Source organism: Rathayibacter sp. AC182, assembly GCF_979253875.1.
Window position 1 is genome coordinate 748,726 of record NZ_CEEDEK010000005.1, and the last position, 23,963, is coordinate 772,688.

Consider the following 23,963-nt stretch of genomic DNA (forward strand, 5'->3'; position numbering starts at 1 on the left):
CCGTCGGCACGTCCGTCGGGGAGTCCTCGCTGCGCAACCATCCCCCGATCCTCGCGCACCGGGCCACGAGGGCCCTTCACTCGCCGAAGCGCGTCTCCTTGTGCGGGGCCCCGGAGCGGTCGTACGTCGTCCAGACGCCGACCTGCCGGCCCCGGTCGAAGGCGCCGCTGCGCATCAGCGTGCCGTCGAGGCGGAACCACTCCCAGTGCCCGTGCAGCTCGTCGTCGAGCATCCAGCCGCGGCCCCGGATGCTGCCGTCCTTGTGCAGCGCCTCGTGCGGTACCGGCTCCGACATGGCGCACCCCTTCCTCGTGGCGTGCTCGATCCTCGTCCGACCCGCCCGGAGGGGCAAGACCCGGGCGCCCCGCCCTCCGGGAGATCGGACCCGGCGCTCACGCGCGCGGCAGCACCCCGACCAGGGAGGCGGTGAACGCCGTCTCGAGGCGCGGTGCGCAGATCGAGGTGCAGCACGCCGAGCTCGGGCTCGTCGGCGTACGCCGCGACGAGAACGGCCGGAGGCGGGACGTAGGACGACACGGCGCCGGCCGTCACGAGGCTCATCAGGCAGAACGCTTGCCGCGCCGTCGCCGAGCTCGGGCACGTGGCGGAGGACGAGCCCGGTCAGGGTCGCGAGCCTCCCCGGGAGGAGCGCTTGTGCCGCTTCACCGCCTCGATCGACACGTTGCGCTCGAGCACACCGCCCTGCGCGCCGAAGAGGTCGCAGAGCACCACCCGGTCGGCGAGCGAGCCGCTGAGGATCGCGGCCAGGGCGCGAGCGCGGGACTCGGGTGCGTCGTCGGCGGCGATGCCCGTGGCCAGCTCCTGCTCGAGCGCGACGAGCCACTGCCCGAGGAAGCCGTCGAGCAGTTCGAGCAGCACGGCCTCGCGCGACTCGAAGTAGCGGAGCACGTTCGACTTCGCGAGGCCCACCCGGCGGCTGAGCTCGTTGAGGCTCACCGCGGCCACGGGCATCTCGTCGAGCATCGCGGCCGCGGTCTCGAGGATCGCCTCGCGGCGGATCCGCCGCTGCTCCCTCGCTCCGCGCACGCTGGAAAGTCACCCGCGAGTCTAATTGCAGACCACCGGTCCCTTGACAGCGGACCGGCGGTCTCTTACGGTCGGAAGAACAAGAGACCGGCAGTACTGGAGGAGCGACATGAGTCACGACTGGACCGAGCAGCAGATCCCCGACCAGAGCGGGCGGGTGGCGGTCGTCACCGGCGCCAACACCGGACTGGGCTTCGAGACCGCCCGGATGCTCGCCGAGCGCGGAGCGACGGTGGTCCTGGCCGTCCGCGACGTCGAGAAGGGCGCGGCGGCGGCCTCCCGCATCACCGGAGACGTGCGGGTGCAGGCGCTCGACCTGACGTCCCTCGCCTCGATCCGGGCGGCGGCGGACGACCTGCGCGCGGCTCACCCGCGCATCGACCTCCTCCTCAACAACGCCGGAGTCATGTACACGCCGAAGCGGACGACGAGCGACGGCTTCGAGCTGCAGTTCGGCACCAATCACCTCGGTCACTTCGCGCTCACCGGGCTCCTGCTCGAGAACCTGCTGCCCGTCCACGGCTCCCGCGTCGTCACCGTCAGCAGCGTGGGACACCGCGATCCGCGCCGCGATCCGGCTTCGACGACCTGCAGTGGGAGCGCTCGTACAGCGGCGTCGCCGCGTACGGCCAGGCCAAGCTCGCCAACCTGATGTTCACCTACGAGCTGCAGCGTCGGCTCGCCCCGCTCGGCGGCACGATCGCGGCGGCAGCGCACCCCGGGAGTGTCGAACACCGAGCTCGCCCGGCACACGCCTGCCGCGCTGCGCCTCCCGATCAGCGCGCTCGCTCCGGTGCTTGCACCCAGCCCGCGGCGCGGGGCGCCCTGCCGACGCTGCGCCGCCACCGACCCGGGCGTCCTCGGCGGCCAGTACTTCGGACCGGCGGCCGCGGCGAGGTCCGCGGCTTCCCCGTCCCCGTCTCCTCCAGCCCCGACTCCCACGACCTCGCTGTGCAGCAGCGCCTGTGGACGGTCTCGGAGGAGCTCACCGGCGTGACCTTCCCGGTGGCGGCGACACGGGCTCGAGGCTGAGCGCGATCGGGAGCCGCTCGGTAGGCTCCCGATCAGAATCCGCCCCGACGAAGCAGGAGTCCCGTGAGCACCGGCCCCGGCCCCCTCGACCTCACCTTCACGGCCCCGATCGGAGTGACGGTGAAGGGCGACCTGTGGTCGGCGTCGAGATCCCCGACTCGGTCGCCCTGCTCGGCACGGGCAAGGCCGTGCGCGTCGTGGCCACGGTCGACGCCCTGCCGCTCACCGCGGGACTGCTGCCCACCGGATCCGGGGGCCACATGCTGTCGATCAGCGCGGGCCTGCGGAAGAAGCTCGGCAAGGAGCTGGGCGACGAGGTGGTCGTCCACCTGTCGGAGCGGCTGAACTGAGCCCGAGCCGGCGGCGGTCCGACCGGTGGTCGCGCGAGTGCGGCCTCACCCCGCACGGGGTCTCGCAGGCAGGACCGGTCCGGCCTCGCGGCGCGCGTCCGTCGCCCTACGGTGGAGGAATGTCCCGCTCCCAGCGCCTCGGCGCGACCGTCGCCCTCGCCCTCCTCCTGACCGGCTGCACCTCGATGGGAGGGTCGGACTCCGGCTCCGACGTCGACGAGCTCGACGCCGCCCCGGCCGCCGGTGTCGAGATCGCGGGCGACGGCTACCTCTACTCGGTGCCCGAGGGCTGGGACGTGCCCGACACCGATCCGTCGACGATCGGCGCCGACACACTCGCCGCCGACCTCACCGACACCGACGGCTTCTCGGACAACGTCAACGTCGTCCTCAGCCCGGCCGGCGCCGTCACTCCGGAGCAGGTCGAGGGGCCGGAGCCGACGAGCTCGAGGGCGCCGGAGCGACCGACGTCGAGGTCCGCGACCGCGTCCAGGTCGCCGGGGCGGAGTCTGCGCAACCTCAGCGCCGCGCTGACCGCGCAGGGCGCGTCGTACAGCATCGAGCAGTACTACCTGACGCAGAACGAGCAGACCTACGTCGTGACCTTCTCCTTCAGCCCCACCGTCGAGGACGACGACCGCGAGGACCTCGCCGAGTCGGTGCTCGCCTCCTGGTCCTGGTCCTGATCCGCGGCTGATCGAGGCTGGTCGGGGGTCCGATCCCGAGGCGCGGTCCGGGGCCGGGTCGGCGGTCCGATCCGCGCTCGATCGGCACCCCTCCGCCGTTCGGCCGAGGACTCTGCGCGGGATCCGCCGCCCGACGGAGGTGCCGCCCCCGACCCCGGGCTACCGTCGGAGGATGAGCTCATCGACCGGGGAGAAGCAGACCTACCTCGGCGTCGCGGTCGCCTTCCTCGGACTCGCGGTCGCCCTCGGCATCACGCTGGACAACTGGCTGACCGCGCTGCCGTTCGCGGTCATCGCCCTCACGTTCGTCGCCCTGGGGACGGAGGTGGTCGAAGGGCGCGGGGAGCACCGAGGTCCCGATCCGACGACGACACGGACTGAGCCGCTCCGGCGTGCGTGGTCGCGCTCTTCCTCGCCGTAGCGCTCCGGCGCGCGTGCGGCGCAGGCCGTCGCGCCCCTAGGGTGTGCCGAGGCCGCCGCATCACGGCCGCACAGGAGAGATCATGGGCCACCTGCACTACGGCACCGAGTCGTTCACCCTCGAGGACCGCGCCCTCTTCCACCTGCAGGTCGTGATCGGCGTCAAGCTGCGGCGCAGCGAGGCGTTCTTCGTCTCGTGGCGGCCGGAGCTCGAGTCGATCGAGGGCCGGCACGCGCTGTGGATGGACAACGGCGTGCCGATCCACTTCGAGTACGCGAAGCAGCCGCTCCTCGAGCATCAACCGGGACTGGATCGAGCACCTGGTCCTCGCGGCGAACAGCGCGGGCGGGGCCGAACCTCGCCGACGAGCGCAACGCGGAGCCGATCGAGTCCTGATCCGCGCCGATCCGTGCCGATCCGCCACGAACGGCGGTGCGGCCGCGCCGATCCGTCACGAACCGTCGCGAGGCCGCGCCGATCGGTCACGAACGGTCGAGGAGGCCGCGCTCATCCGTCGCGTATCGCGGTGCGACTCCGCTGCGGCAAGGCGTTCACGACGGATCGACGGGAGGAACAGGGGCACCCGGAAGCGCCGGCGAGTCCACGCCCCGGTGGCGGAACCCAGTCCAGTGTTGCAGCTGCGCGCGGCGCGACGGCTCCTCCCACCGGGTGCGGCGCCGTAGCGGCGCCGCGAAGAAGTCGTCGTACCCGGGAGGAGCGGCGCGCAGCTCGGCGTCCTCGGGCGTCGGGAAGACCCATCGACCACTGCGTGGAACCGCCGGGCCTCGATCGCCCCGCTCAGCAGCCGCTGCACGTCGGTGTGCCGCTCGTCGGCCTCGATGACCCGGTACCGCTCGCGCACCTGCTCCTCGTCGCCCTCGAGGACCACGCATGAAGCGGCCGGACTTGAAGAGGAGCACATGCCGGTGAGCCCGCAGCGCTCGCTGTTCTCGCGGCTCTGCCGCAGCAGCGCGGCGAGGGCCGACTCGTCGAGCTCCGCGGTCGCGGTGCTCACGTAGGTGAGGGACAGCATCGGCGTCCTGCTCCGTTCTCCTGGTCGCGGCGGACGACCAGCACCGTGACGTCGTCGTCGGGGGAGATCTCGGCGATGAGGTCCGAGAGCTCGGTGAAGAGGGCGCCGTCGTCGGCGCAGCGGCGGACGAGGTCCGCCAGGTCGTCCAGCGCCGACAGCGTGCCGTCGTAGAGGTCGAGTGCCCCGTCGGAGCGCAGGGACGAGGACCTCGCCGGGCAGCAGCGTCGTCGTGCGGGCCTCCCAGCAGATGCCCTCGCCGATGCCGATCGGGAAGTCGGAGGAGGTCAGCCGCTCGACGTGAGCCGTCGGCGCGAAGAACCGCGGCGAGGCCGTGGCCGGCGTCGGCGTATCGGATCTCGCCGGTCGCCGTGTCGACGCTCGCGTGGAACAGGGTCGCGAAGGTGCCTGTGGCCGAGAGATCGGCGAGCAGCTTGCTCGTTGACCGCCGCCACGGCCGCCTCCGGCTCCCAGCCGGGTCGCGCCTGGAAGGCGGACCGGACGGCCGCTGCGACGAAGAGCGGCGGAGTAGCCCTTGCCGCATGACGTCCGCGAGGGTCGCGTCGACGCGCCCCTCGGTCGCCGAGACGGCGAAGTAGTCGCCGGCGGCGTCGGAGTGCGGCCCCGTGCGAATCCCGGAGAAGGAGAAGCCGCGGCCGTGCTCGAGCGGAGCGGGCAACATCTGCTGCTGCGTCCAGGCGGCGCGGTCGACGGCGCGGAAGCGGATCAGCTCGCGCTCGACCCACAGGCCGAGCTCGTCGAGCAGGTCCTGGTCCTCGACGCTGAGATCGCGCGGCTCCGTGTCGACGAGGCAGATGGTGCCCACGCGGGCGCCCTCGGCGACGCTCAACGGGCGGCCGGCGGCAGTAGCGCGCGTGCGGCGGGCCGGTGACCGACCCGCGGTGGGCGAAGACCGGGTCCCCGAGCGCGTCCTGGACCACGACGATGTCGGACTGCTGCACCGCGACCACGTCGCAGAACGAGTCCGCCCGCGGAGTGAGGCGCGAGCCGCCCGGCCGCTGCGGCGACTTCCGTGAACTGGTGGTCCTGGTCGATGAAGTTGATCTCGGCGATCGGCGCTCCGAACAGCTCCTTCGCCATCCGCGTCACGCGATCGTACCGCTCCTCGGGCCGGTGCCGACGATCCTGAGATCGTCGAGGGCCGCGAGCCGGGCTCGCGCTCCCGCACCGCGGCTCAGATCGATCGGGGCACTCTGCGTCACGTGTCGGCGCCTCTCCGCTGGGACCCCGGCCGCTGCCCGCCGGGGAATGCCCTCCGACTCTGGCAGACATCGTGTCCGCGCTTCGGCGGGGAGGAGGCTCAGGCCCCCTGACAGGGGGCGCCGCACGCGCTGCAGCGCCCCCGTCAGGGAACCGCCCTAGAGCGGGCGGGGCCGGTGCCGCTCGATCAGCGTGTCGAACAGGATGTTCATCCGCTCGTCGACGACCCGGCGGGACGCGTCGGCGTCGTACCACTCGACGATCTCGCGGGCGCCGTCGCTGAAGCGGACGGAGGGCGAGTACGCGGAGCACGGGAGAGCGCGGATCTTCGCGTTGTCGAAGACCATGGAGTGCGCCTCGTCGCCGGACGATCCCTGGCGCCGAGCTCGGGATCGGCCGCAGCGATCGCGTCGGACGGGACGTGCACGATCCGCGCCTCGGATCCCGGCCGCCGCCGCGAGGTCCCGGTGGATGCGGTCCCACGTGGGGTCTCGTCGCCCGTGATGTGGAACGCCTCGCCGATCGCCGCCGTCGCGCCGAGCAGGCCGACGAGTCCGACCGCGACGTCGCGGCTGTGGGTCAGGGTCCAGAGCAGAGGTGCCGTCGCCCGGGACGACCACCTCCGAGGCCGCGACGCATCCGGTCGATCACGGTCCAGCCTCCGTCGACCGGCAGCGCCGTGCGGTCGTAGGTGTGCGAGGGGCGCACGATCGTCACCGGGAAGCCGGTGCGCCGGTACTCGGCGACGAGCAGGTCCTCGCGGGCGATCTTGTCCTGCGAGTGCGACCAGTAGGGGTTCCGCAGCGGAGTCGACTCCGTCACCGGCAGCCGCGCCGGGGGCTTCTGATAGGCCGAGGCCGAGCTGATGAACACGTGCTCGGGCGGTGCGGCCGGTGAACAGGTCGATGTCCTGCTGCACGTGCTCGGTGAAGGCCGGCGAACTCGATCACGGCGTCGAAGTGCTCGTCGCCGAGCGCCTCGCGCACGCTGCCGGGATCGCGGATGGTGTCGGCGGTGAGGGTGCGGACCCCCTCGGGAGCGGGACGGAGCGAGGTGCGCCCGCGGTTGAGCACGGTCACCTCGGAGCCCTGTCCCGAGCGCGCGGCGCACGGCCGCACGAGCTGATGATGCCCGTTCCTCCGATGAACAGAACGCCGAGCGGCACGGCTGACCCGACCTTTCCGTTGAGGGAGGTGCGCGATCCGGCCGCGGGAGGCGGGGGACGTCGACGTGCACCGGCGTCCATCCCCTCACATCGCGGGCGGCGGCGCCAGGGGGTTCCGGAGAGCGCTGTCACGGGACCCTTACCGGGGCCCGCCGCCCGAGCAGACCCCGGAACGCGTCCGCTCGCGGCAGGCCGCGACTCCGCCCGGGGACGATGGAGGGCGCGGAGCCCCCTGCCCCGCGCCCCGCCTCGACCGTGCGTCAGCTCGCGGCGACCGCGATCTCGTTCGGGGTGACGCCCAGCTCGGCGCTGGAGACGACCTCTCCGGTGGTCAGGTCGAGAGCGGTGGATGCTGTTCGCCGCCGGGTCGGTGACGTAGGCGAGGTCGCCCGCGACGGTGATGGCGGGGTGCGGGTCCTGCCACTCGACCGGGCTCTCCCACGCGCGTCGACCGACCCGGGGTACGAGTCGGTGATCGCTCCGGTCTCGGGATCGATGACGTGGACCGCGCCGTCGGAGCCGATCAGGTACGCGAGGTCTCTTCCGGCCTCGCGGGCGACGCCGCGGAAGGTGTACTCGACGCCCTCGGGGAGGTCGACGACGTCGAGGGACTTCGCCGCGGTGTCGATCAGGGCGAGGCGGTGCAGGAGGTAGCCCTCGGCGTCCTGGTCGTCCTTGTAGTCGCCGACGACGATCGGGCTGGTCTCGCTGACCCACGCGTTGCCCATGCGGCCGTAGGGCTGGTCGGGCGCCTCGAGCTTGGTGATCGCGCCGTCGTCGGTAGACGAGGGCGCCGTTCTCGCAGCCGAAGACGACGGCCTCGCCCTCGGCCGCGGCCCTCGCCGTGCGCGCCGGGGCACTGGTCGTTCGTGGCCACCACGGCGCCGGAGGCGTCGTGCCCGATGCCGGTGCGTCCGTCGGCGGTGCCGGCCGTGGTGAGGAAGGTGCCGTCCTCGAGGACGATCGACACACCGTGGTGCGCCTCGACGCCCGCGATTGGTCTCGACCTCGGGCACGCCCTCGGAGGAGGCCAGGTCGGCGGTCTCGATGATCGTGGTGTCGCTCGTGCCGTCGGCGTAGAGGATCGTCTTGCCGCCGTGGCGGACGACGTGGCCGGGGGTGTCGGCCGGGAAGACGACGTCGGTGAGCTCGGGCTCGCCGTCGGCGCCCGCGGCGGTGTCGAGGAGTTGGAAGCCCTCGCTCATGGTGACCATGACGTGCCGGCCGTCGCCGGCAGGGTTGAGACCGGGTGAACTCCCTCGGAGTCCAGGTCGGCCACGGTCCCTGAGCGTCTCTCCGTCGAGGACGAGGACGCCGCCCTCGTAGGCGACGGCGACGCGGGTGGCCGAGGCGGTCGGGGTGGAGTCGGCGGTCGGATCGGCCGCGGGGGCTCCGCTCGAGGAGCAGGCCGCGAGGGTCGCGATCGGTGCCGAGGGCGAGCAGGCCGAGGCCGGCGCGTCGGAAGGTGCGCGGCTGGTGATGTCGTTCTCCTCGGTGGTGGTCGTGGACGCTCGGGGCGAGAGTCCGGCGGCGATGCGCTGCGTGTTGACGCGCATCATGGCGAGGTAGTCAGGGGGCGCCGCCCTCGGGTCCGGTGAGGGACTCCGTGAACAGCTCGACGACCTCGACGCGGAGGTCGGCTTCGCTCGCGAGCGCCTGGACGAGGCGGTCGTGGGAGACGAAGGACTCCGCGAAGATCGTGGGGACGCCGGTCTCCTCGACGGCCTCGACCAGATCGGCGAGGTCGGAGGCGGACGGGGCGGCGAGGGTCGTTCCTCCGGGGATGACCGGCGCCGACGACGGCGAAGTCGAAGCGGTCGGCGAGGTAGCCGAAGACGTGGTGGTTGGTGACGGGGGCACGGCGCTCGGACGGGATCGCCGCGAACGCCGCGCGTCATCTCGGCGTCGAGCGCCTCCGAGCTCGGTGCGGTACCCGGCGGTGCTCCGCTCGATCGCCGCGGGGTCCGCTCCGTCGAGAGCTGCCAGCATCGGGCTCGAGCGCGTCGACGACGTCGATCATGCGCGCGGGATCGGTCCAGAAGTGCGAGTCGGGGCTACCCTCGGCGTCGCCGGAGCGGTAGTCGAGCACCTCGATCGCGTCGCCGGCGACGAAGGCCGCGACGTCCACTACGTCGGCCGCGGCGTCGAGGTGCTGCTGCAGTCCCCTCCTCCAGGCCCAGGCCGTTCGAGACGACGAGGTCGGCCGAGCGCAGCCGCGCGGCCTCCTGCGCCGAGATCTCGAAGGAGTGCGGGTCGGCGTCCGGGCTTCATCAGCGTCACGACCTCGGCCTCGTCGCCGACGGGCCGCTCGACGACGTCGCCGAGGATGTTGGTCGAGACGATCACCAGGGGGCGGTCGTCGGCCGCGGCGGAGCAGCCCGACAGGGCGAGCAGGACCGCGGCGGCGACGGAGAAGGCGGAGTCGTCGCACGGTCATCGTCCGTCTCGGCGGTGAAGGCCGGCTCGGTCGCCGTGCCGAACGAGCGCGCGAGGCGGGCGCCGTCCGCGTAGTCGATCTCGTGCAGCGCCTTCTCGGCGGGCGCGCTGAGGTAGGCGCGCTGCTGGTCGGCGACGAGGGCGGTGCGAGACCCGCGGCGAGCGACTCCGCCACGAGCGGCTCCGTCTGCGACAGCACCGCTCCGTCCGCTCCGTCGAGCACGAGCACGCGGCCGTCCTCGGCGAGCGCGAGCACGTGGTCGTCCTCGTCGTCGACCGCGGTGGCCTGCACGAGGGGCGACGGAGCCGGGAGCAGGGTCCACGAGCGGGCCCGGGTGTCGAGCAGCCAGATCCCCTCGGTGCCGGCGAGTCCGGCGACGAGTGGGCCGGCCCTCGCGGTTCGCGAAGCTCGTGGCGGCGGGCGCGGTGGCTCCGGCGGGATACGGGATCCGCTCGATGTTCAGCTCCTCGCCCTCGACGGTGGCGAGCAGAGAGCCGTCCGCGCAGCCGACGACGGCGCCGACGCGGGTGGTGATCGTCCCCGCCGGCTGCGGGCAGTCCTCGACGAGACCGGTGGGCTCGCCGTCGGCGGTGTACCCGGCGACGGTCCCGCCGCCCTCGGTGACCAGAGCGAAGGATCCGACCGGCACGACCATCCCGGCGCCCTGCTCGGCGTCGAGGCGGAACGACTCCTGATCTCCCCCGTCGGACAGCGCCTCGGTGTCGAGCAGCACGGCCTCGCCCGAGTCGGGAAGTAGAGACCGGTGCCGCCGGAGGTCGAGAGGTTCGTCGTGGCGACGACCGCCTCCCCCTCCCCCTCGACCGTGCCGAGGATCCGCGGGTCGGCGCGGTAGTAGTGGAAGTGGTCGACGTGATCCCAGGTCCAGACGCCGCTGTCGACGATCTCGACGCCGTCCGCGGTCTGCGCGAAGAGGTAGCGCCCGTCGGTCGTCATCGCCGTGGGCTCGCCGATGGCGCCGAGCTCGGCGACGGTCTCGTCGAGCAGATCGAGGTGCGAGACGGCTCCTGCCGGGTCGATCCAGGTGAGGCCGAGGCGCGGCTCCGAGAGCTCGGCGGCCTCGGAGACCGCGCCGTGCCCGTCACCGGAGGCGTCGGCGGGCGGAGCGGCGGCGTCGGTCGAGCAGGCGGTGAGGCCCAGGGCTAGGGGCGCCGAGGAGGAGGGTGGAGCGAGGGCGCACGGGGTCCTTCTGGAGAGGGCGGAGTAAGGGCGAGCGGTCAGGCGGGGACCGCGACGGCACGGGAGCGCCGCGGCGCGGTGGCCGCGCGGAGCGCCCAGGACAGCCCCGAGACCGCGATCGCCGTCGCGGCGACCGACGCTCCCGCGGCCGTCGCCGCGTGCCACGAGACGAGGAGGCCGAGGAGGACGGAGAGCACGCCGAGCACGGCGGCGAGCACCATCCGGGTCGGGATGCGGGTGGTCCAGTGCCCGGCGGCGAGCCGCGGGCGCCAGGAGCAGGCCCACGACCAGGAGCGAGCCGACGGCCTGGTACGACGCGACCACCGCCAGCGTCACGAGCCCGACGAGCGCGGCCTGAGCGGAGCGCGGCCCGAGTCCGAGGACGGACGCGATCCGGTGATCCAGCGCGAGCGCCACCAGCGAGCGGTGGAAGACCGCGGCGACGAGGAGACCCGCTCCGGTCGCCACGGCGAGGAGCGTGATGTCGAGGGGCGCGATGGCGAGGATGTCGCCGAACAGGATCGACGTGGCGTCGGTGGCGAAGCTGCCCGAGTGGCTGATGATGATGACGCCCAGCGCGAGCATCGAGACGAAGAGCATGCCGATGCTCGTGTCGTACGACAGCCGGCCCCGCCGCTGCAGGGCCGCGATGCCGAGGCTCATCGCCACCGCGCTCGCCGCCCCGCCGACCAGCACGGGCGCCTCGAGCACCGTCGCCAGTGCGACGCCGGGGAGCATGCCGTGGGCGAGCGCCTCGCCCAGGAACGCCATGCCGCGGAGGACCACCCAGGTCCCCACGACGCCGCACAGGACGGCGACCAGCGCTCCTCCGAGGAGGGCGCGTTGGAGGAAGTCGAGCGCGAACGGCTCGAGGATCCCGAGGAGGAAGGAAGGCATGGTGCCCGACCGTAGCTGATAATGAGAACGGTTATCAACCTGCTACCGTCGAGCAGGTGTCCCCCAGCGTTCTGCACCCCGTCGCCCTCGTGAGCCTCCGAGGGATCGGCGTCGACTTCGGCGAGCGCACGGCGCTGGCGAGCCTCGATCTCGATCTGCCGGTCGGCTCCCTCACCGTGATCGCCGGGCCGAACGGAGCGGGGAAGACGACGCTGCTGGAGGTCGTCGCCGAGCACCCGAGCACCTTCCAGGGGCACCCGCAGCGCCCCCTCCCGCGATCGCCTTCGTCCCGCAGCGCACCGCCGTCCGGACCGCCCGCTCCGTCACCGTGCGCGACGTCGTGACCATCGGTGTCTGGGGCCGTGCCGGCCGTTGGCGGCCGATCCGGAGCGGAGTCGCGCGCCGCGGTCGTCGCGCCGCGATGGAGCGGCTCGGGATGACCCCGCTCGCCGCCGAGCCGTTCGCCGTGCTCTCCGGCGGACAACGGCAGCGGACGCTCCTCGCGCAGGGCCTGGCCCGGGGCGCCGACCTGCTCCTGCTCGACGAGCCGACGACCGGGCTGGATGCGGCGAGCGCCGAGCGGATCCGCGCGATCCTGCGCGCGGAGGCCGAGCGCGGAGTCGCGGTGGCGTGCGTCTCGCACGATCCGGCCGTGATCGCCCTCGCCGACCGCGTGGTGCGGCTGGTGGACGGGGTGCTCGAGCCCCCGAGCTGACGCCGCGCATCCCGCACCGCGCCCGCGTGCGGGGATGCGCGGGGGACGTGGGAGATTAGGGGCATGCCGCGAGCGACGACGATGCAGGACGTGGCGCGCCTGGCCGGCGTGTCGACGAAGACGGTGTCGAACGTCCTGTCGGGGTACGTGCACGTCTCCGAGCGCATGCGCGTGCGCGTGATGGCCGCGGTCGACGAGCTCGACTACGAGATCAACGTCTCCGCGCAGGCGCTGCGATCGGGGCGGACGACAGTGCTCGGCCTGGCCGTTCCCGAGCTGAGCCAGCCGTACTTCGCCGAGCTCGCCGACGCCGTCATCACCGCGGCCCGCGAGCGGGGCTACACGGTCCTCATCGAGCAGACGGACGTCTCGGACAGCGACGAGATCGCCGTCGTCGCCTCGATGAAGCGCCACGTGATCGCGGGCCTGATCTACAGCCCGTCCGCCGTCGCTCTCGGAGACGTCACCCGGCTCGACGCGGAGTACCCGCTCGTGGTCCTGGGCGATCAGCGCGTCGAGAGTCGGGCCGACCACCTGGTGCTCCCCGACGTGGAGGCCGTCGCCGCGGCGACGGAGCACCTGATCGGACTCGGTCGTCGCCGGATCGCGTTCCTCGGCGCGGCGCACGAGGGCGCCACGGGTACTGGGGCGCTGCGACTCCAGGGCCACCTCGAGGCGCTGGCCGCGGCGGGCCTCGCGCTCGACCCCGATCCGATCGTCGGCGCGCCGCTGTGGCACCGGACGGAGGGGGCCCAGGCGGTGGAGCACCTGCTCGGCCTCACGAGTCCGATCGACGCGATCGTCTGCTGCAACGACGCCCTCGCACTCGGCGCCATGGGCGCGCTGCAGCGGACGGGGCTGCGCGTGCCCGAGGACGTCGCCGTGATCGGCTTCGACGACATCGAGGACAGCCGGCACTCCACACCGCGGCTCTCCACCGTGTCTGCGCACCGCACGCTCCTCGCCCGCCGCGCGGTCGAGCTCCTGCTCGGCCGGATCACGGGCGAGAGCGCGACCGGAGCCGGTCGTCGAGCAGCTCGGCTTCTCTTCCCATCCTGCGCGAGTCCACGACGGGATCGCCCGCCTCCTGACCCGGCGCGTCGGCCCTGTTGACAGGGAGGCTCCCCTGATCTAGGTTCAGATTTACATCGATGTAAACTCGATGCCTCTCCTCTCCCGACGCACGACGCCAGCGATGTCGCGTGCAGATTGCAGGTGCTCAGTGAAGAAGCTGACGGCCGCCGCAGCGGTCCCCCTCCTGGCCCTCGGCGCCCTCGCCGGATGCCTCGAGCGAGACGGGCGCGGACAGCTCCGGCCCCGTGTCGCTCACGTTCTGGCACGGCTACACCGAAGCCGACGGCGAGGTCCTGGACTCGATCGTCGAGGACTTCAACGCCTCGCAGAACGACGTCACGATCTCGACCGAGACGAAGACGTGGGCGGTCATCGACGACACGCTCCTCCCCGCCCTCTCGGCCGACAGCGGGCCGCAGATCGTGGCGATGCCCGCCGAGCGGCTCCCCGTCTACGCCTCGAAGAAGGCGCTCGTCGGGCTCGAGGACTTCTACAGCGCCGAGGACAGCAACACCGCCGACCTCAACCCCGAGGCCGTCGCGATGGAGACGGTCGAGGGCGAGAAGTTCGGCGTGCCCACCGGCTTCGTGCCGCTCTCGGTCTTCTACGACAAGGCGAAGCTCGCCGCCGCCGGAGTCACCGCGTTCCCCACGACCTGGGACGAATGGGTCGACGTCGCGAAGAGGACGACCGTGGACGAGAACGGCGACGGCACGCCTGAGCAGTACGGCCTGGCGCTCCCCGACCACTCCACGGTGGGGAACGGAGTCTGGCCGAGCCTCTTCGAGGGCGGAGGCGGCTCCGTCACCTCCGAGGACGGGACGGACGCCGTGCTCGACTCGCCCGAGAACGTCGCGACCCTCGAGTACTGGTCGAACGCGGTGACCGAGGACAGGATCTCGCCCACCGGCCTGGACGGCATCGCCGCCGACGAGCTGTTCACGTCGGGCAAGGCCGTCATGCACATCGGCGGCCCCTGGATGGCGAGCCTCGCCACTGACGCGGGCATCGACTACGGCATCGCCGCCATCCCCGCGGGCCCCGTCGAGCAGGCAGCGTCGGCCATCGGAGGTGTCGATGGCCGTCACTTCGCAGAGCTCCGACGCCGAGATCGAGGCGGCCGAGCAGTTCTTCGCCTACTTCAACACCAGGGAGGTGGCCACCGCCTGGTCGCTCGGATCCGGCTGGCCGGCCCTGCGCACCGACGTCAGCGCCGAGGACGTCGCCGAGAACCCGGTGGTCGCGAGCCTGACCGAGATCGCGCCGACCAGCCGCGCCCTGCTGCCGGGCGTCGTCAACAGCACCGACGTGCTGTCCGCGATGGACGAGGCCACGCAGAAGGCCTTCGCCGGCGGCGACCCGCAGGAGCTGCTGGCCGCCGCCCAGAAGGCCGCCGAGAGCGCGCTCGCCGAGTAGGCCCACCGAGGTGCGGCGGCGGACCCGCCCGAGCGCCGCCGCGCCTCCCCCACGCCGGACGATCCCGACCGGCGGACCCTGCACGAGCCCGATCCCCGGACACGGAGACCCCCATGACCACCCACCAGCTCGACCGCCGACGCCGCTACCGTCCGCCGGCACCGCTCGGCGGCCGCACTCGGCTCGCCGGGAACCTGCGTCGGCGGCTGGTCGTCGCCGGGTTCCTCGCCCCGGCCCTGATCGTGCTGGCGGCCTTCGTCGCGTGGCCCATGCTGTCGGCTCTCCAGCTCTCGTTCACCGACGCGAGCGGCTTCGGCAGCGCGGAGTTCGTCGGCCTCGACAACTACGCCCGGGTCTTCACCGACCCCTCGATCGTGCAGGCGATGGGCAACACCGCTCTGTACGCCGTCCTCTTCACCCCGATCGCGATCGGCGTGGCGCTGCTCCTCGCCCTCGCGGTGAACGCCGAGCAGCTGCCGTTCCGCGGGTTCTTCCGCACCGCGCTGTTCTTCCCGTTCATCGTCTCGCTCGCGGTCGCCGCGTTCGCCTGGTCCTACCTGCTCGATCCGCAGATCGGACTGCTCAACTACTGGCTGCAGGTGGTCGGAGTGCGACTGGGCGACGTCCTCCAGGATCCGGTGCTCGCCATGCCCACCGTCGTGCTCGTCGCCGTGTGGAAGACGTTCGGCTTCTACATGGTGATCTTCCTCGCCGGCCTCCAGGACATCCCGAAGAACTTGTACGAGGCCGCGCAGCTCGACGGCGCGGGAGCGTGGAAGCGCTTCACCCAGGTGACCTTCCCGATGCTGTCGAACACGCTGGCCTTCGTCGCCGTCGTCGCGCTCATCGCCGCCCTGCAGGCCTTCGACCAGATCTACGTCCTCACCGGAGGCGGCCCGTACCGCAGCACCCAGACGATCGTGATGGAGATCTACCAGTCCGGCTTCAAGGACCTCGAGCTCGGCTTCGCGTCGGCGCTCTCCTACGTCCTGCTCGTCGTCACCCTGCTGCTCAGCCTGATCCAGTTCGTCTTCTTCGGACGCCGAGGAGAGGACACCGCCTCATGACCACCGCCACCGCCGTGCGGGCGAGCGCTCCGAGCCGCCCCGTCACGAGGACCCGGCGCGTCGGCCCGGTCGGGCTGCTCTGCTTCGCCGGCCTGCTCGTCGCGACCCTCGTGATCCTGCTGCCGATCATCGTCATCGTCCTGACCGCCTTCAAACCGGTCGCCGAGGTCAACGCGTTCCCGCCGACGCTCGCCCCCTCGGCGTGGACCCTCGACAACTTCCGCACGATCTTCTCCGAGCTGCCGTTCGCCCGACTCATCGGCAACAGCGTCCTCTTCGCGGGCGGCGTCACCGCGTTCGCCCTCGTCTTCGACTCGCTCGCGGCGTACGCCCTCGCCCGGATCGACTTCCGCGGATCGAGGATCCTGCTGATCGCGATCATCGCCAGCCTGATGATCCCCTTCCAGGCCACCCTGATCCCCATCTACCAGCTGGTCTCGGACCTCGGCTGGGTGAACACGTTCGCCGGACTGATCGCGCCGCGCGCCGCCGACGCGTTCGGCATCTTCTTCCTGCGCCAGTTCTTCCTGTCGCTCCCCCGCGACCTCGACAACGCCGCCCGGATCGACGGAGCGGGTGAGTGGCGGATCTTCCGCAGCGTGGTGCTCCCGAACGCCGTCCCGGCGCTGCTGACGCTCGGCATCTTCACGTTCGTCAACAACTGGAACGACCTGCTGTGGCCGCTCGTCTTCACCACCGACAGCGAGATGGGCACCATCACCTCCGGACTGACCCTGCTGACCGACCGGGCGGCATCATCCCGCAGGGCGTGATGATGGCCGGCGCGCTCATCGCCGTGCTGCCGCTCGCAGTGATGTTCCTGCTCGTGCAACGGCGCTTCATCGAGAGCGTCGCGAGCTCGGGACTGAAGTGACCGACGCGCGCCCCGACTCCGCCCTCCGACCCACGACGAGGACCCCATGACCTGGTACGCCGACGGCACCCTGCACTTCGGACTCGGCATCGAGGACACCTTCGTCCCGCAGGCACGGCCCGGGGAGCGGCCGATCGACGAGTACGAGCTGACGCAGCACTACGAGCAGTACCCGACCGACCTGCGGCTCGCCGCCGAGGTCGGTGCGGAGTTCGTGCGCTGGGGAGTGCCCTGGCACAGGGTCGCCGCCGAGCGCGGCCGGTGGGACTGGAACTGGGTCGACGGAGCGCTCGACCGCTTCGCCGAGCTCGGCCTGCGTCCGGTGATCGACCTGCTCCACTACGGCACCCCGCTGTGGCTCGAGGACCAGTTCGCCCACCCGGACTACCCGGACCACGTCGCCGAATACGCGCAGCGCTTCGCCGAGCGCTACGGCGACCTCGCGACGGACTACACCCCCGTCAACGAGCCCGTGATCCACGCCCTGTTCTCGGGCGAGTACGCGTACTGGCCCCCGTACCTCTCCGGCGCGACCGGCATGGCGAGGATCGCCTCCGCGCTCGCGCAGGGCTTCGTCAAGACGCAGCGCGCGATTGCGACGACCCTCGGATCCCGCGCGACGTTCGTGCACGTCGACGCGGGAGTCCGCTACCCGGTGCGGTGTCCTCGCCTCGAGCACCGTGACACCGTCGCGCGTCTGCGCCATCAGGTCTTCCTCGTCGAGGACCTCGTGACGGGCGGCGTCGGGCCGCAGCACCCGCTCCTCCGCCACCTCGAGCAGGGCGGTGTGGACGACGCCCTGCTCGACTGGTTCCGCTCGAACCCGGTCCACCCCGACGTCATGGGAGTCAACTACTACCCCCTGCACTCGACGGAGGTGTTCGAGCCGGGCGTGCACCACAGCGGCGGCTTCGCCGATCCGCGCCCCTACAAGGACGCCGGCGCGGAGGGACTGAAGGAGGTCCTGCGCACCTGGGCCGAGCGGTACGGCGCCCCGGTGATGCTGACCGAAACCTGCGTCACCGGGTCGGTGGACGAGCGGATCACCTGGCTCGACGAGTCCGTCGCCGCACTGCACGAGCTGCGGGAGGAAGGCACGGACGTCGTCGGCTACACCTGGTGGCCCCTCTTCGACATGTACGAGTGGACGTGGCGCCACACCAGCGCACCGCGCGCCGACCACCTCCTCACGATGGGCCTCCACGATCTCGTCGAGACCCCGAGCGGGCGCCTCGACCGCCGCAGGAACGCGGTCGCGGACCGCTACCTCCGGCACGCACGTGCCGCGGCGTCGCGGGGCGGGAGCGGCCACTCGCCGGCGGACGAGCCGCCGCGTCGCGGCAGTGAGGGCGGCTGACCGCAGTGACCGCGCGACCCCTGCACGTCTGCTTGTATGAGCACATGGCAGAGGATCTGAGCCGGCCGCCGAGCTGTTCAAGGTGCTGTCCTCGGCCTCCCGTCGCGCTGCTGCGCGAGCTGGAGAGGAGCGGTCGACGGTGGGGGCCTCGCCGAGCGGACCGGGCTCTCGCAGCCACTGGTGTCGCAGCACCTGCGCACCCTGCGGTCGGCGGGGCTCGTCGCGGTCGAGCGGATCGGTCGGGAGGCGCACCTACGCCGTCGCCGACACGCACGTCACGCACATCGTCGACGACGCCGTCCGGCACGCCCTGGAGGGTTGAGGAGTCCTCGATCCGGGGATCTCGATACGCCTCGCTGCGCGGGCTACTCGATCAGCAGGTGTGCCCCCTCGCGGGTCGAGCAGCCCCGCAGGGGCGACCCTGCTCGTCGAGTAGCACGCACAGGGGACCCCTACTGGTCGAGTAGCCGCACAGCGGGACCCTGCTGGTCGAGTAGCCGCAGCGGCGGTATCGAGACCCGCCCACCGAGACGATCATGATCATCGGTCTCAACTGTGCAGATGTATTGCAATTTGTTTATGCATCTGGTGAGGTGATCGGAGACGCCGTGCCCCGATCCGGCGTCGACCACGTCATCGACAGCACGAGAGGCCGCACCATGAGCACCACCGAGATCCACGCCGAGCACGCCGTCACCGAGCACCGGCACGGCGACTCCTGCGGCCACCAGGCCGTTCAGCACGGCGATCACATCGACTACGCGCACGGCACCCACCACCACGCCCTGCACGGCGACCACTACGACGAGCACGAGGCCGAGGCCGAGCACTCCGCCGCGGACCACGAGCACGGCGACTCCTGCGGTCACGAGAGCGTCCCGCACGACGACCACGTCGACTTCGTGCACGACGGTCACAAGCACGCCGCTCACGCCGGGCACTACGACGAGCACTGAGCCGTCCCGCACGAAGGGCGCCGTCACGGGACGGCGCCCTTCGTCGTTCCCGGCCTCAGCCCTGGCGGGCCTTGAATCGCGGGTTCCAGCTTGTTGATGACGAAGACCCGACCGCGGCGGCGCACGATCTGCGATCCCGGCATGCCCTTCATCGACTTCAGTGAGTTGCGGACCTTCACGAGTACTCCTGTCTTATTGATAACAATTCTCGTTAGGTAGCGGACCATGGAGTCCTCGTTCCCGACGCACCGCCTCGCCCGCCCTCGCCGTGACGCTGGTCAGCGCCTCCGACGCCCACGACAGCGCGAGGATCGCGAAACGGCTGTCCGGTGCGGCGGCCGTCGAGAGCTTCGTGCTCGATGTCCCGGAGTCCGACAGCGGCGAGTTCGCCGTCGGGCTCGCCGCCGAGCTCGCTCGACAGGCCGATGACGGCGAGAGCGGAGTGACGGTCGTCGCGTTCGACCCGGCGGCCGACCCGATGGAGGTCGCCCTCGTCCTCGAGCACCTCCTGCGGAGGAGGCACCCGGGCGACACCCGGATCGGCGTCCTCGACGTGGTCGCGGTCACCTCGGTCGCGGAGGTGTCCCGAGTGCTGCTCGGCACCCTCCGGCGAGCGCACTCCGCAGAGCCCGCACGAGTGGGACGCGGCCGAGACGCTCGCGGGCAGGCTCGAGTTCGCGACCCTCGTGGTCCTCACCGACGACCGCGGAACGAACGGAGACGCAGCCGCGCAGGCCCGCGACCTCTCGCGGCGCTGTCGCCGGGGGCCGAGCGTCCTCCGGGTCGACGAGCTCGACCAGCACCGCCGGCGGCGCGCGATCCTCACGCCGCAGCGTGCGCACCGCCCGGCGTCGGACCTCGGCTGGCAGCGCGCGCTCCGCGGCGTCGCTGCGACGGAGACGGGATCGGTGACCACCCACGTCTTCCGCGACCCCCTGCCCTTCCACCCCGAGCGGCTGAACGCCGCCGTCTCCTCCGACTTCGTCGCCTCGCGGGTCGGGCGGATCCTCCGCTCGCGCGGCCTCGCGCGCTTGGCGAGCCGCGCCGACCGCGTGGCGTCCTGGTCGATCGCCGGCGACGTCCTGGCCCTCGATCCGACGTCGATCCGCAGCTGGGACGCCGACGCGCCCCTCGGGCAGGAGCTCGTGTTCTTCGGCTGCGACCTCGACGTCGGCGAGCTGGACCGCGTGCTGCACGGCTGCCTGCTCACCTCGGACGAGCTCCTCGCCGGGCCCGCGCTCTGGGACTCCCTCGACGACCCGTTCCCTCGCTGGGAGGACGAGCACCAGCACTGACAGCCGGGCCGACGACTTCCCGGCCAGGACCCCCGCGCCCTCGGTACCCTCGAGATCGGACCGGGACGGAGAGGCGGCGCATGCTGGAGACGATCCTCGAGCCTCTCCCTCGTCGCACTCCCCCTCGGCGTGCTGTTCCTGCTCGCGGCCTTCGTCGCGCTGCTGGTCGACGGCCGCTGGTGGCCGACCACCGCGTACCTCGAGGAGGGACCGCCCCGCGCCCTGCATTGGGTGTCGCGCGCCGGCGAGGTGCGGTCGCGACCCCTCGTCGCCGACGATCCTCTCGCTCCGCTCGAGTCCGATCAGCGCGAGGTGTACTACCGCGAGGAGGATCCGGAGCGGATCCGCGTGCACCGCTGGAGCGACGCGGTGCGGGCCCTGCGGTTCACCGGGCTGATCCTCGTCGCGGCGGGTGTCGTGCTCGGGATCGCCTCGACGGCACTGGCGATCCTCGTCTGAGGGCGCGGAGCGCGGACGGAGTGACACCGCCGCGCACGGGTGGCCCTCTGCGATCCGATGCGGAACCGGGTCCGACTCCCCCGCAGACCCCGGAACGCGTCCCTCCCTCGTAGCCGCCGCCCGCGAGAGGACGCGGATCGGGCTCCGACTCGCGCCTGAAGCCCGGAACGCGACGACTCGCAGAGGGCGCGTGACGGCCGTCCTCCTCGCCGAGCCCCGCTTCCTGCGCATACACTCATGGACGGCATCGCGTTCCCCTCGCGGGCCCTGGGCCCCGCTCGAGTCCCCCACTCGCGGGGCCCTTGCCGTGCCCCCGGCGACACTGCCCGTCGCCGTGACTCCGTGCGAGAATCTGCGCATGTATGTAGATACGCGGACAGGGGCCTGCTCGTCTCGGAGCGTCCACGCGGGGCCGGCCGGCGCGGTGTCCGCACTGCTCCCCTACCCGACCCGGGTGCGGCCCGTGCGCGGCGCCGTCCTCCAGGTCGAGCACGCTCCGGCCGGCACGCACCACCACCACCGCGCGGAGGTCCCCGCATGAGCGCGGTCACCGAGGCCCGCGTGCGCGAGGGCGGTCGCGTGCTCGCGAAGCCGCCGTCGATCCTCGTCACCGGCGTGCGACTCCCGGAGGTGCGCTGGGCGGCCCTCGCGCTGCTGCTGTTCCTCGTCGCCTGGCCGCTGCAGCTGGCAGGGCTCCCGGCGCCGGTGTGGTGGACGCTGTACCTCGCCTGCTACATCGCGGGCGGATGGGAGCCGGCGTGGGCCGGTCTCACCGCACTCCGCGAGAAGGTGCTCGACGTCGATCTGCTGATGATCGTCGCCGCGATCGCGGCCGCCTCCATCGGCCAGGTGTTCGACGGAGCGCTGCTCATCGTGATCTTCGCGACCAGCGGCGCGCTCGAGGCCCTCGTGACCCAGCGCACGGCCGACTCGGTGTCGAGCCTGCTCACGCTCGCGCCGGAGCGGGCGACCCGGCTGCTCCGGACGGACGACGGCGACGACGTCGAGACCGTCCCCACCGCGCAGCTCGTCGTCGGCGACCTGATCCTCGTGCGCCCGGGCGAGCGGATCGGCGGCGACGGTGTCGTGGTCGACGGGGTCAGCGAGGTCGACCAGGCCGCCATGACCGGAGAATCGGTGCCGGTGCGCCGGGGTCCCGGTGATCCGGTGCTGTCGGGAACCGTGAACGGCACGGGCGCCCTCTCGGTCCGGATCGAGCGCGCGGCGGGCGACTCCGTGATCGCCCGCGTGGTGACGCTGGTGGTGGAGGCGTCCGAGACGAAGCTCGCCCGGCGGCGATGTTCATCGAGAAGGTGGAGACAGCGCTACCTCGGCGTGGTCGCGGCGACGCTGCTCGTCTTCGCACCTCGCCGCTGGCGCTGGGCGACGATTCCGCGACGCGCCGCTGCGGGCGATCACCTTCACGGATCGTCGCCTCCCCCTGCGCGGTGGTCGCTGTCGACGATCGCCTCCGCTGCTCGCCGCGATCGCGAACGCGGGTCGTCCGACGTGCCTCGCCGTCGGCGACTCGTCGGGAGCGCCTCGGTGAACCCGTCTCGTCGCGTTCGACAAGACGGGCACCCTCGACCGAGGGCGCGCCCGTCGTCCGCCGCATCTCGCCCGCCCCCGGCATCACCGGAGGCGGAGGTACTGCGCTGGGCCGCGGCCGTCGAGCAGCACAGCGAGCACCCTCTCGGGGCGGCGCTCGTCCGCGCGGCCGGACCGGCTCCTCCCGCCGCGGACTTCCGGGCGCTGCCGGCCGGGGCGTCGAGGGTGTCGTCGACGGAGTGCCGGTGCGCGTCGTGCAGTCGGCGGAGCATCCGGAGATCCTGGGGACGGTCGTGGACGTCGTCGTCGACGGGGCGACGGTGGGCACGGTGACGCTCGAGGACGCCCTGCGCCCGGACGCGGCGAGCGCCGTCGCGCAGACCGCCGCGCTGACGAGCGAGCCCGTGCATCTGCTGATCGGGGACAACGAGCGCACGGCCGCGGACATCGCCGGCCGCACCGGCATCGCCGAGGTGCGCACGGCTGCTGCCCGCCGACAAGGCCGCGACGGTGCGCGAGCTCGAGGAGCGCGGCATCCCGGTCCTGCTCGTCGGCGACGGCGTCAACGACGCGCCCGCCCTCGCCTCGGCGAGCACGGGCGCACGACGATGGGCCGCCACGGATCCGACCTCGCCTTGGACACCGCCGACGCGGTGATCATCCGGGACGATCTGACCGTGATCCCGAAGGTGATCGCCCTCTCGCGCCGCGCGCACCGCTACGTGGTCGCGAATCTGATCATCGCGGGCACCTTCATCACCGTCCTGGTGACCTGGGATCTGATCGCGACACTCCCCCTGCCGCTGGCGGTCGCCGGCCACGAGGGCTCCACGGTGATCGTCGCGCTGAACGGGCTCCGACTGCTGCGCCGCAGCGCCTGGCGGTGACGCCGCACCCGCCCCTCGCAGGACCGACAGCAGGACAGGTCAGGATCGGCGGGCGGCGAGCATGCGCAGCATCTGCGCGATCTCACGCCGCTGCGAGGTGGAGATCACGTCGGCGAAGGTGAGGACCATCAGGTCCTCCCCGCGCTCGAGTACGGCGTCCGACATCGTCAGGGCGCCCTCGTGGTGGGTGATCATCAGCTCCAAGAACAGCGCGTCGGCGTCGGCTCCGGTCGCGGCGGTGAGCTCGGCGATCTGCGCGGGCGTCACCAGCCCCGGCATGAGCATCGATCCGCCCGCGCTCGTGCCGTGGTCGGGCATCTGGTCGTGACCGCCGCCCTCCAGGGGTGCGATCATCCACTCCACGGCCTCTCCGGTGGAGGCCTGCGGGAGGCCCCAGCCGGTGAGCCAGCCGAACAGCTGCCCGGACTGCTGCTGCTGGGTGAGGAGCAGATCGGTCGCCAGGTACCGCACTCCTCATCCTCGGTCCGGTCGCGGATCAGCAACGCCATCTCGGCGCCCTGCAGGTGGTGGGTCTGCATGTCGCGGGCGAAGCCGGCCTCGGCGCTGGATCCGCCGACGGGGCGGGGCGACCACGGTCCGCCCGTGATCAGGAGTCCGATCAGGATGCCGACGAGGATCGCGACCCAGAACCAGTGCCGCCGCAGCCTGCGCGCCGCGCTGGTCTGCGCGACGGCGGTCACGGCCTGCTCCGCGCAGAGGTCGGCTGCAGCGCGGCGGCCTGCTCCGTCGGCAGCCGGGCGGGCCAGGAGCGGCGGGCGAGGACGGCGCCGACCAGGGCGAGAGCCAGGAGCGCGACCGCGGCGGCGGTCAG

At 72.4% G+C, this 23,963-nt stretch carries 33 protein-coding genes and 2 pseudogenes; 18 read left to right on the top strand and 17 right to left on the bottom strand.

The annotated features are described in order from the left end of the window. Positions 1–76 precede the first annotated feature (76 nt). Positions 77–295, bottom strand: a complete 219-nt coding sequence (locus tag AC0CII_RS14625; RefSeq protein WP_465227270.1) for a toxin-antitoxin system YwqK family antitoxin — start codon at positions 293–295, stop codon at positions 77–79. A 326-nt stretch (positions 296–621) separates the two neighbouring features. Next, positions 622–1,047, bottom strand: coding sequence for a TetR/AcrR family transcriptional regulator (locus AC0CII_RS14630; protein ID WP_465229868.1), 426 nt, complete (start codon positions 1,045–1,047; stop codon positions 622–624). Positions 1,048–1,156: 109 nt separating this feature from the next. Here AC0CII_RS14630 and AC0CII_RS14635 point away from each other — a divergent pair, with 109 nt between their 5' ends. The 6 genes from AC0CII_RS14635 to AC0CII_RS14660 all read left to right on the top strand — a co-directional run bounded on the left by AC0CII_RS14635 (position 1,157) and on the right by AC0CII_RS14660 (position 4,431). Then, positions 1,157–1,699, top strand: coding sequence for an SDR family NAD(P)-dependent oxidoreductase (locus AC0CII_RS14635; protein WP_465229869.1), 543 nt, complete (start codon positions 1,157–1,159; stop codon positions 1,697–1,699). Next, positions 1,699–2,079: an SDR family NAD(P)-dependent oxidoreductase gene (locus tag AC0CII_RS14640; protein ID WP_465229870.1), complete on the top strand. Its 381-nt coding sequence runs from the start codon at positions 1,699–1,701 to the stop codon at positions 2,077–2,079. The genes AC0CII_RS14635 and AC0CII_RS14640 overlap by 1 nt, the downstream gene beginning before the upstream one ends. Before the next feature lie 134 nt (positions 2,080–2,213). Further along, positions 2,214–2,429: a DUF1905 domain-containing protein gene (locus AC0CII_RS14645; protein WP_465229871.1), complete on the top strand. Its 216-nt coding sequence runs from the start codon at positions 2,214–2,216 to the stop codon at positions 2,427–2,429. Positions 2,430–2,548: 119 nt separating this feature from the next. Beyond that, positions 2,549–3,115, top strand: a complete 567-nt coding sequence (locus AC0CII_RS14650; RefSeq protein WP_465229872.1) for a hypothetical protein — start codon at positions 2,549–2,551, stop codon at positions 3,113–3,115. Between the two features lie 172 nt (positions 3,116–3,287). Further along, complete coding sequence (locus tag AC0CII_RS14655; protein WP_465229873.1) at positions 3,288–3,536, top strand: hypothetical protein; 249 nt, start codon at positions 3,288–3,290, stop codon at positions 3,534–3,536. 82 nt (positions 3,537–3,618) lie between these two features. Further along, positions 3,619–4,431 (top strand): DUF7882 family protein, encoded by an 813-nt coding sequence (locus AC0CII_RS14660; protein WP_465230929.1) that lies wholly within the window; start codon positions 3,619–3,621, stop codon positions 4,429–4,431. On the opposite strand, the pseudogene AC0CII_RS14665 reads toward AC0CII_RS14660, so the two are convergent. From AC0CII_RS14665 to aztB, 11 genes and pseudogenes are all read right to left on the bottom strand, one after another. Beyond that, positions 4,363–4,569: pseudogene (locus tag AC0CII_RS14665) on the bottom strand (BLUF domain-containing protein); the annotation flags it as partial. The gene AC0CII_RS14660 and the pseudogene AC0CII_RS14665 sit on opposite strands and share 69 nt — an antisense overlap. 284 nt (positions 4,570–4,853) lie before the next feature. Beyond that, positions 4,854–5,528: a hypothetical protein gene (locus AC0CII_RS14670; protein ID WP_465229874.1), complete on the bottom strand. Its 675-nt coding sequence runs from the start codon at positions 5,526–5,528 to the stop codon at positions 4,854–4,856. Beyond that, the gene (locus tag AC0CII_RS14675) at positions 5,413–5,676 is read right to left on the bottom strand and encodes a hypothetical protein (protein WP_465231114.1); all 264 of its coding nucleotides are present in this window, start codon (positions 5,674–5,676) and stop codon (positions 5,413–5,415) included. Before AC0CII_RS14675 ends, AC0CII_RS14670 begins: the two co-directional genes overlap by 116 nt. Before the next feature lie 269 nt (positions 5,677–5,945). Beyond that, positions 5,946–6,134 carry a hypothetical protein gene (locus AC0CII_RS14680; RefSeq protein WP_465229875.1) on the bottom strand — a complete coding sequence of 63 codons (189 nt, stop codon included), beginning with the start codon at positions 6,132–6,134 and terminating at the stop codon, positions 5,946–5,948. A 232-nt stretch (positions 6,135–6,366) separates the two neighbouring features. Beyond that, positions 6,367–6,660, bottom strand: coding sequence for an NAD-dependent epimerase/dehydratase family protein (locus AC0CII_RS14685; RefSeq protein WP_465229876.1), 294 nt, complete (start codon positions 6,658–6,660; stop codon positions 6,367–6,369). Continuing rightward, positions 6,606–6,866 carry a hypothetical protein gene (locus AC0CII_RS14690; protein WP_465229877.1) on the bottom strand — a complete coding sequence of 87 codons (261 nt, stop codon included), beginning with the start codon at positions 6,864–6,866 and terminating at the stop codon, positions 6,606–6,608. Before AC0CII_RS14690 ends, AC0CII_RS14685 begins: the two co-directional genes overlap by 55 nt. Before the next feature lie 346 nt (positions 6,867–7,212). Beyond that, complete coding sequence (locus tag AC0CII_RS14695) at positions 7,213–8,511, bottom strand: hypothetical protein (protein ID WP_465229878.1); 1,299 nt, start codon at positions 8,509–8,511, stop codon at positions 7,213–7,215. A gap of 10 nt (positions 8,512–8,521) precedes the next feature. After that, positions 8,522–8,812 (bottom strand): metal ABC transporter solute-binding protein, Zn/Mn family, encoded by a 291-nt coding sequence (locus AC0CII_RS14700; protein ID WP_465229879.1) that lies wholly within the window; start codon positions 8,810–8,812, stop codon positions 8,522–8,524. 34 nt (positions 8,813–8,846) lie between these two features. Beyond that, positions 8,847–9,080: a hypothetical protein gene (locus AC0CII_RS14705; RefSeq protein WP_465229880.1), complete on the bottom strand. Its 234-nt coding sequence runs from the start codon at positions 9,078–9,080 to the stop codon at positions 8,847–8,849. Beyond that, the gene (locus AC0CII_RS14710; RefSeq protein ID WP_465230930.1) at positions 9,007–9,189 is read right to left on the bottom strand and encodes a hypothetical protein; all 183 of its coding nucleotides are present in this window, start codon (positions 9,187–9,189) and stop codon (positions 9,007–9,009) included. Before AC0CII_RS14710 ends, AC0CII_RS14705 begins: the two co-directional genes overlap by 74 nt. Before the next feature lie 659 nt (positions 9,190–9,848). Beyond that, positions 9,849–11,483: a zinc ABC transporter permease AztB gene (gene aztB, locus AC0CII_RS14715; RefSeq protein ID WP_465229881.1), complete on the bottom strand. Its 1,635-nt coding sequence runs from the start codon at positions 11,481–11,483 to the stop codon at positions 9,849–9,851. Between the two features lie 56 nt (positions 11,484–11,539). Between aztB and AC0CII_RS14720 the strand changes: the two genes are divergently transcribed. From AC0CII_RS14720 to AC0CII_RS14755, 8 genes are all read left to right on the top strand, one after another. Beyond that, a complete protein-coding gene (locus tag AC0CII_RS14720; protein WP_465229882.1) occupies positions 11,540–11,827 on the top strand; it encodes an ATP-binding cassette domain-containing protein in 288 nt (95 codons plus the stop codon). Continuing rightward, entirely contained in the window at positions 11,812–12,198 is a 387-nt protein-coding gene (locus AC0CII_RS14725) for an ATP-binding cassette domain-containing protein (RefSeq protein WP_465229883.1), read from the top strand. Before AC0CII_RS14720 ends, AC0CII_RS14725 begins: the two co-directional genes overlap by 16 nt. 63 nt (positions 12,199–12,261) lie before the next feature. After that, complete coding sequence (locus AC0CII_RS14730; RefSeq protein WP_465229884.1) at positions 12,262–13,311, top strand: LacI family DNA-binding transcriptional regulator; 1,050 nt, start codon at positions 12,262–12,264, stop codon at positions 13,309–13,311. 206 nt (positions 13,312–13,517) lie between these two features. Continuing rightward, entirely contained in the window at positions 13,518–15,755 is a 2,238-nt protein-coding gene (locus tag AC0CII_RS14735; RefSeq protein ID WP_465229885.1) for an extracellular solute-binding protein, read from the top strand. Next, positions 15,752–16,528: a carbohydrate ABC transporter permease gene (locus AC0CII_RS14740; protein ID WP_465229886.1), complete on the top strand. Its 777-nt coding sequence runs from the start codon at positions 15,752–15,754 to the stop codon at positions 16,526–16,528. Before AC0CII_RS14735 ends, AC0CII_RS14740 begins: the two co-directional genes overlap by 4 nt. A gap of 147 nt (positions 16,529–16,675) precedes the next feature. Next, positions 16,676–17,986, top strand: coding sequence for a family 1 glycosylhydrolase (locus tag AC0CII_RS14745; RefSeq protein ID WP_465229887.1), 1,311 nt, complete (start codon positions 16,676–16,678; stop codon positions 17,984–17,986). Between the two features lie 180 nt (positions 17,987–18,166). Next, positions 18,167–18,526 (top strand): hypothetical protein, encoded by a 360-nt coding sequence (locus tag AC0CII_RS14750; protein WP_465229888.1) that lies wholly within the window; start codon positions 18,167–18,169, stop codon positions 18,524–18,526. Between the two features lie 68 nt (positions 18,527–18,594). Beyond that, positions 18,595–18,942, top strand: coding sequence for a hypothetical protein (locus AC0CII_RS14755; RefSeq protein ID WP_465229889.1), 348 nt, complete (start codon positions 18,595–18,597; stop codon positions 18,940–18,942). Positions 18,943–18,997: 55 nt separating this feature from the next. Here the strand turns inward: AC0CII_RS14755 and ykgO are convergent. After that, positions 18,998–19,121: pseudogene (gene ykgO, locus AC0CII_RS14760) on the bottom strand (type B 50S ribosomal protein L36). A 32-nt stretch (positions 19,122–19,153) separates the two neighbouring features. After that, on the bottom strand, positions 19,154–19,639 hold the full coding sequence (locus AC0CII_RS14765) for a hypothetical protein (RefSeq protein ID WP_465229890.1): 486 nt from the start codon (positions 19,637–19,639) through the stop codon (positions 19,154–19,156). Between AC0CII_RS14765 and AC0CII_RS14770 the strand changes: the two genes are divergently transcribed. The 4 genes from AC0CII_RS14770 (at position 19,629) to AC0CII_RS14785 (ending at position 23,131) form a co-directional block, all read left to right on the top strand. Then, positions 19,629–20,237, top strand: a complete 609-nt coding sequence (locus tag AC0CII_RS14770; RefSeq protein ID WP_465229891.1) for a GTP-binding protein — start codon at positions 19,629–19,631, stop codon at positions 20,235–20,237. The two genes, AC0CII_RS14765 and AC0CII_RS14770, sit on opposite strands and share 11 nt — an antisense overlap. A 129-nt stretch (positions 20,238–20,366) precedes the next feature. Further along, complete coding sequence (locus AC0CII_RS14775) at positions 20,367–20,696, top strand: hypothetical protein (protein ID WP_465229892.1); 330 nt, start codon at positions 20,367–20,369, stop codon at positions 20,694–20,696. A 537-nt stretch (positions 20,697–21,233) separates the two neighbouring features. Further along, a complete protein-coding gene (locus tag AC0CII_RS14780) occupies positions 21,234–22,577 on the top strand; it encodes a P-type ATPase actuator domain-containing protein (RefSeq protein WP_465229893.1) in 1,344 nt (447 codons plus the stop codon). Next, on the top strand, positions 22,538–23,131 hold the full coding sequence (locus tag AC0CII_RS14785) for a hypothetical protein (RefSeq protein ID WP_465229894.1): 594 nt from the start codon (positions 22,538–22,540) through the stop codon (positions 23,129–23,131). Before AC0CII_RS14780 ends, AC0CII_RS14785 begins: the two co-directional genes overlap by 40 nt. 39 nt (positions 23,132–23,170) lie before the next feature. On the opposite strand, the gene AC0CII_RS14790 is transcribed toward AC0CII_RS14785, so the two are convergent. Together AC0CII_RS14790 and AC0CII_RS14795 are read right to left on the bottom strand one after the other, a co-directional pair. Further along, positions 23,171–23,593, bottom strand: coding sequence for a DUF305 domain-containing protein (locus AC0CII_RS14790; protein WP_465230931.1), 423 nt, complete (start codon positions 23,591–23,593; stop codon positions 23,171–23,173). Further along, positions 23,482–23,832 (bottom strand): hypothetical protein, encoded by a 351-nt coding sequence (locus AC0CII_RS14795; protein ID WP_465229895.1) that lies wholly within the window; start codon positions 23,830–23,832, stop codon positions 23,482–23,484. The genes AC0CII_RS14790 and AC0CII_RS14795 overlap by 112 nt, the downstream gene beginning before the upstream one ends. Positions 23,833–23,963 lie beyond the last annotated feature (131 nt).

Coding starts and splice junctions, on each gene's coding strand:
- AC0CII_RS14625 (WP_465227270.1), bottom strand. CDS start 295: ATGTCGGAGCCGGTACCGCACGAGGCGCTGCACAAGGACGGCAGCATC.
- AC0CII_RS14635 (WP_465229869.1), top strand. CDS start 1,157: ATGAGTCACGACTGGACCGAGCAGCAGATCCCCGACCAGAGCGGGCGG.
- AC0CII_RS14640 (WP_465229870.1), top strand. CDS start 1,699: ATGTTCACCTACGAGCTGCAGCGTCGGCTCGCCCCGCTCGGCGGCACG.
- AC0CII_RS14650 (WP_465229872.1), top strand. CDS start 2,549: ATGTCCCGCTCCCAGCGCCTCGGCGCGACCGTCGCCCTCGCCCTCCTC.
- AC0CII_RS14655 (WP_465229873.1), top strand. CDS start 3,288: ATGAGCTCATCGACCGGGGAGAAGCAGACCTACCTCGGCGTCGCGGTC.
- AC0CII_RS14660 (WP_465230929.1), top strand. CDS start 3,619: ATGGGCCACCTGCACTACGGCACCGAGTCGTTCACCCTCGAGGACCGC.
- AC0CII_RS14680 (WP_465229875.1), bottom strand. CDS start 6,134: ATGGTCTTCGACAACGCGAAGATCCGCGCTCTCCCGTGCTCCGCGTAC.
- AC0CII_RS14695 (WP_465229878.1), bottom strand. CDS start 8,511: ATGATGCGCGTCAACACGCAGCGCATCGCCGCCGGACTCTCGCCCCGA.
- aztB (WP_465229881.1), bottom strand. CDS start 11,483: ATGCCTTCCTTCCTCCTCGGGATCCTCGAGCCGTTCGCGCTCGACTTC.
- AC0CII_RS14730 (WP_465229884.1), top strand. CDS start 12,262: ATGCCGCGAGCGACGACGATGCAGGACGTGGCGCGCCTGGCCGGCGTG.
- AC0CII_RS14740 (WP_465229886.1), top strand. CDS start 15,752: ATGACCACCGCCACCGCCGTGCGGGCGAGCGCTCCGAGCCGCCCCGTC.
- AC0CII_RS14745 (WP_465229887.1), top strand. CDS start 16,676: ATGACCTGGTACGCCGACGGCACCCTGCACTTCGGACTCGGCATCGAG.
- AC0CII_RS14780 (WP_465229893.1), top strand. CDS start 21,234: ATGAGCGCGGTCACCGAGGCCCGCGTGCGCGAGGGCGGTCGCGTGCTC.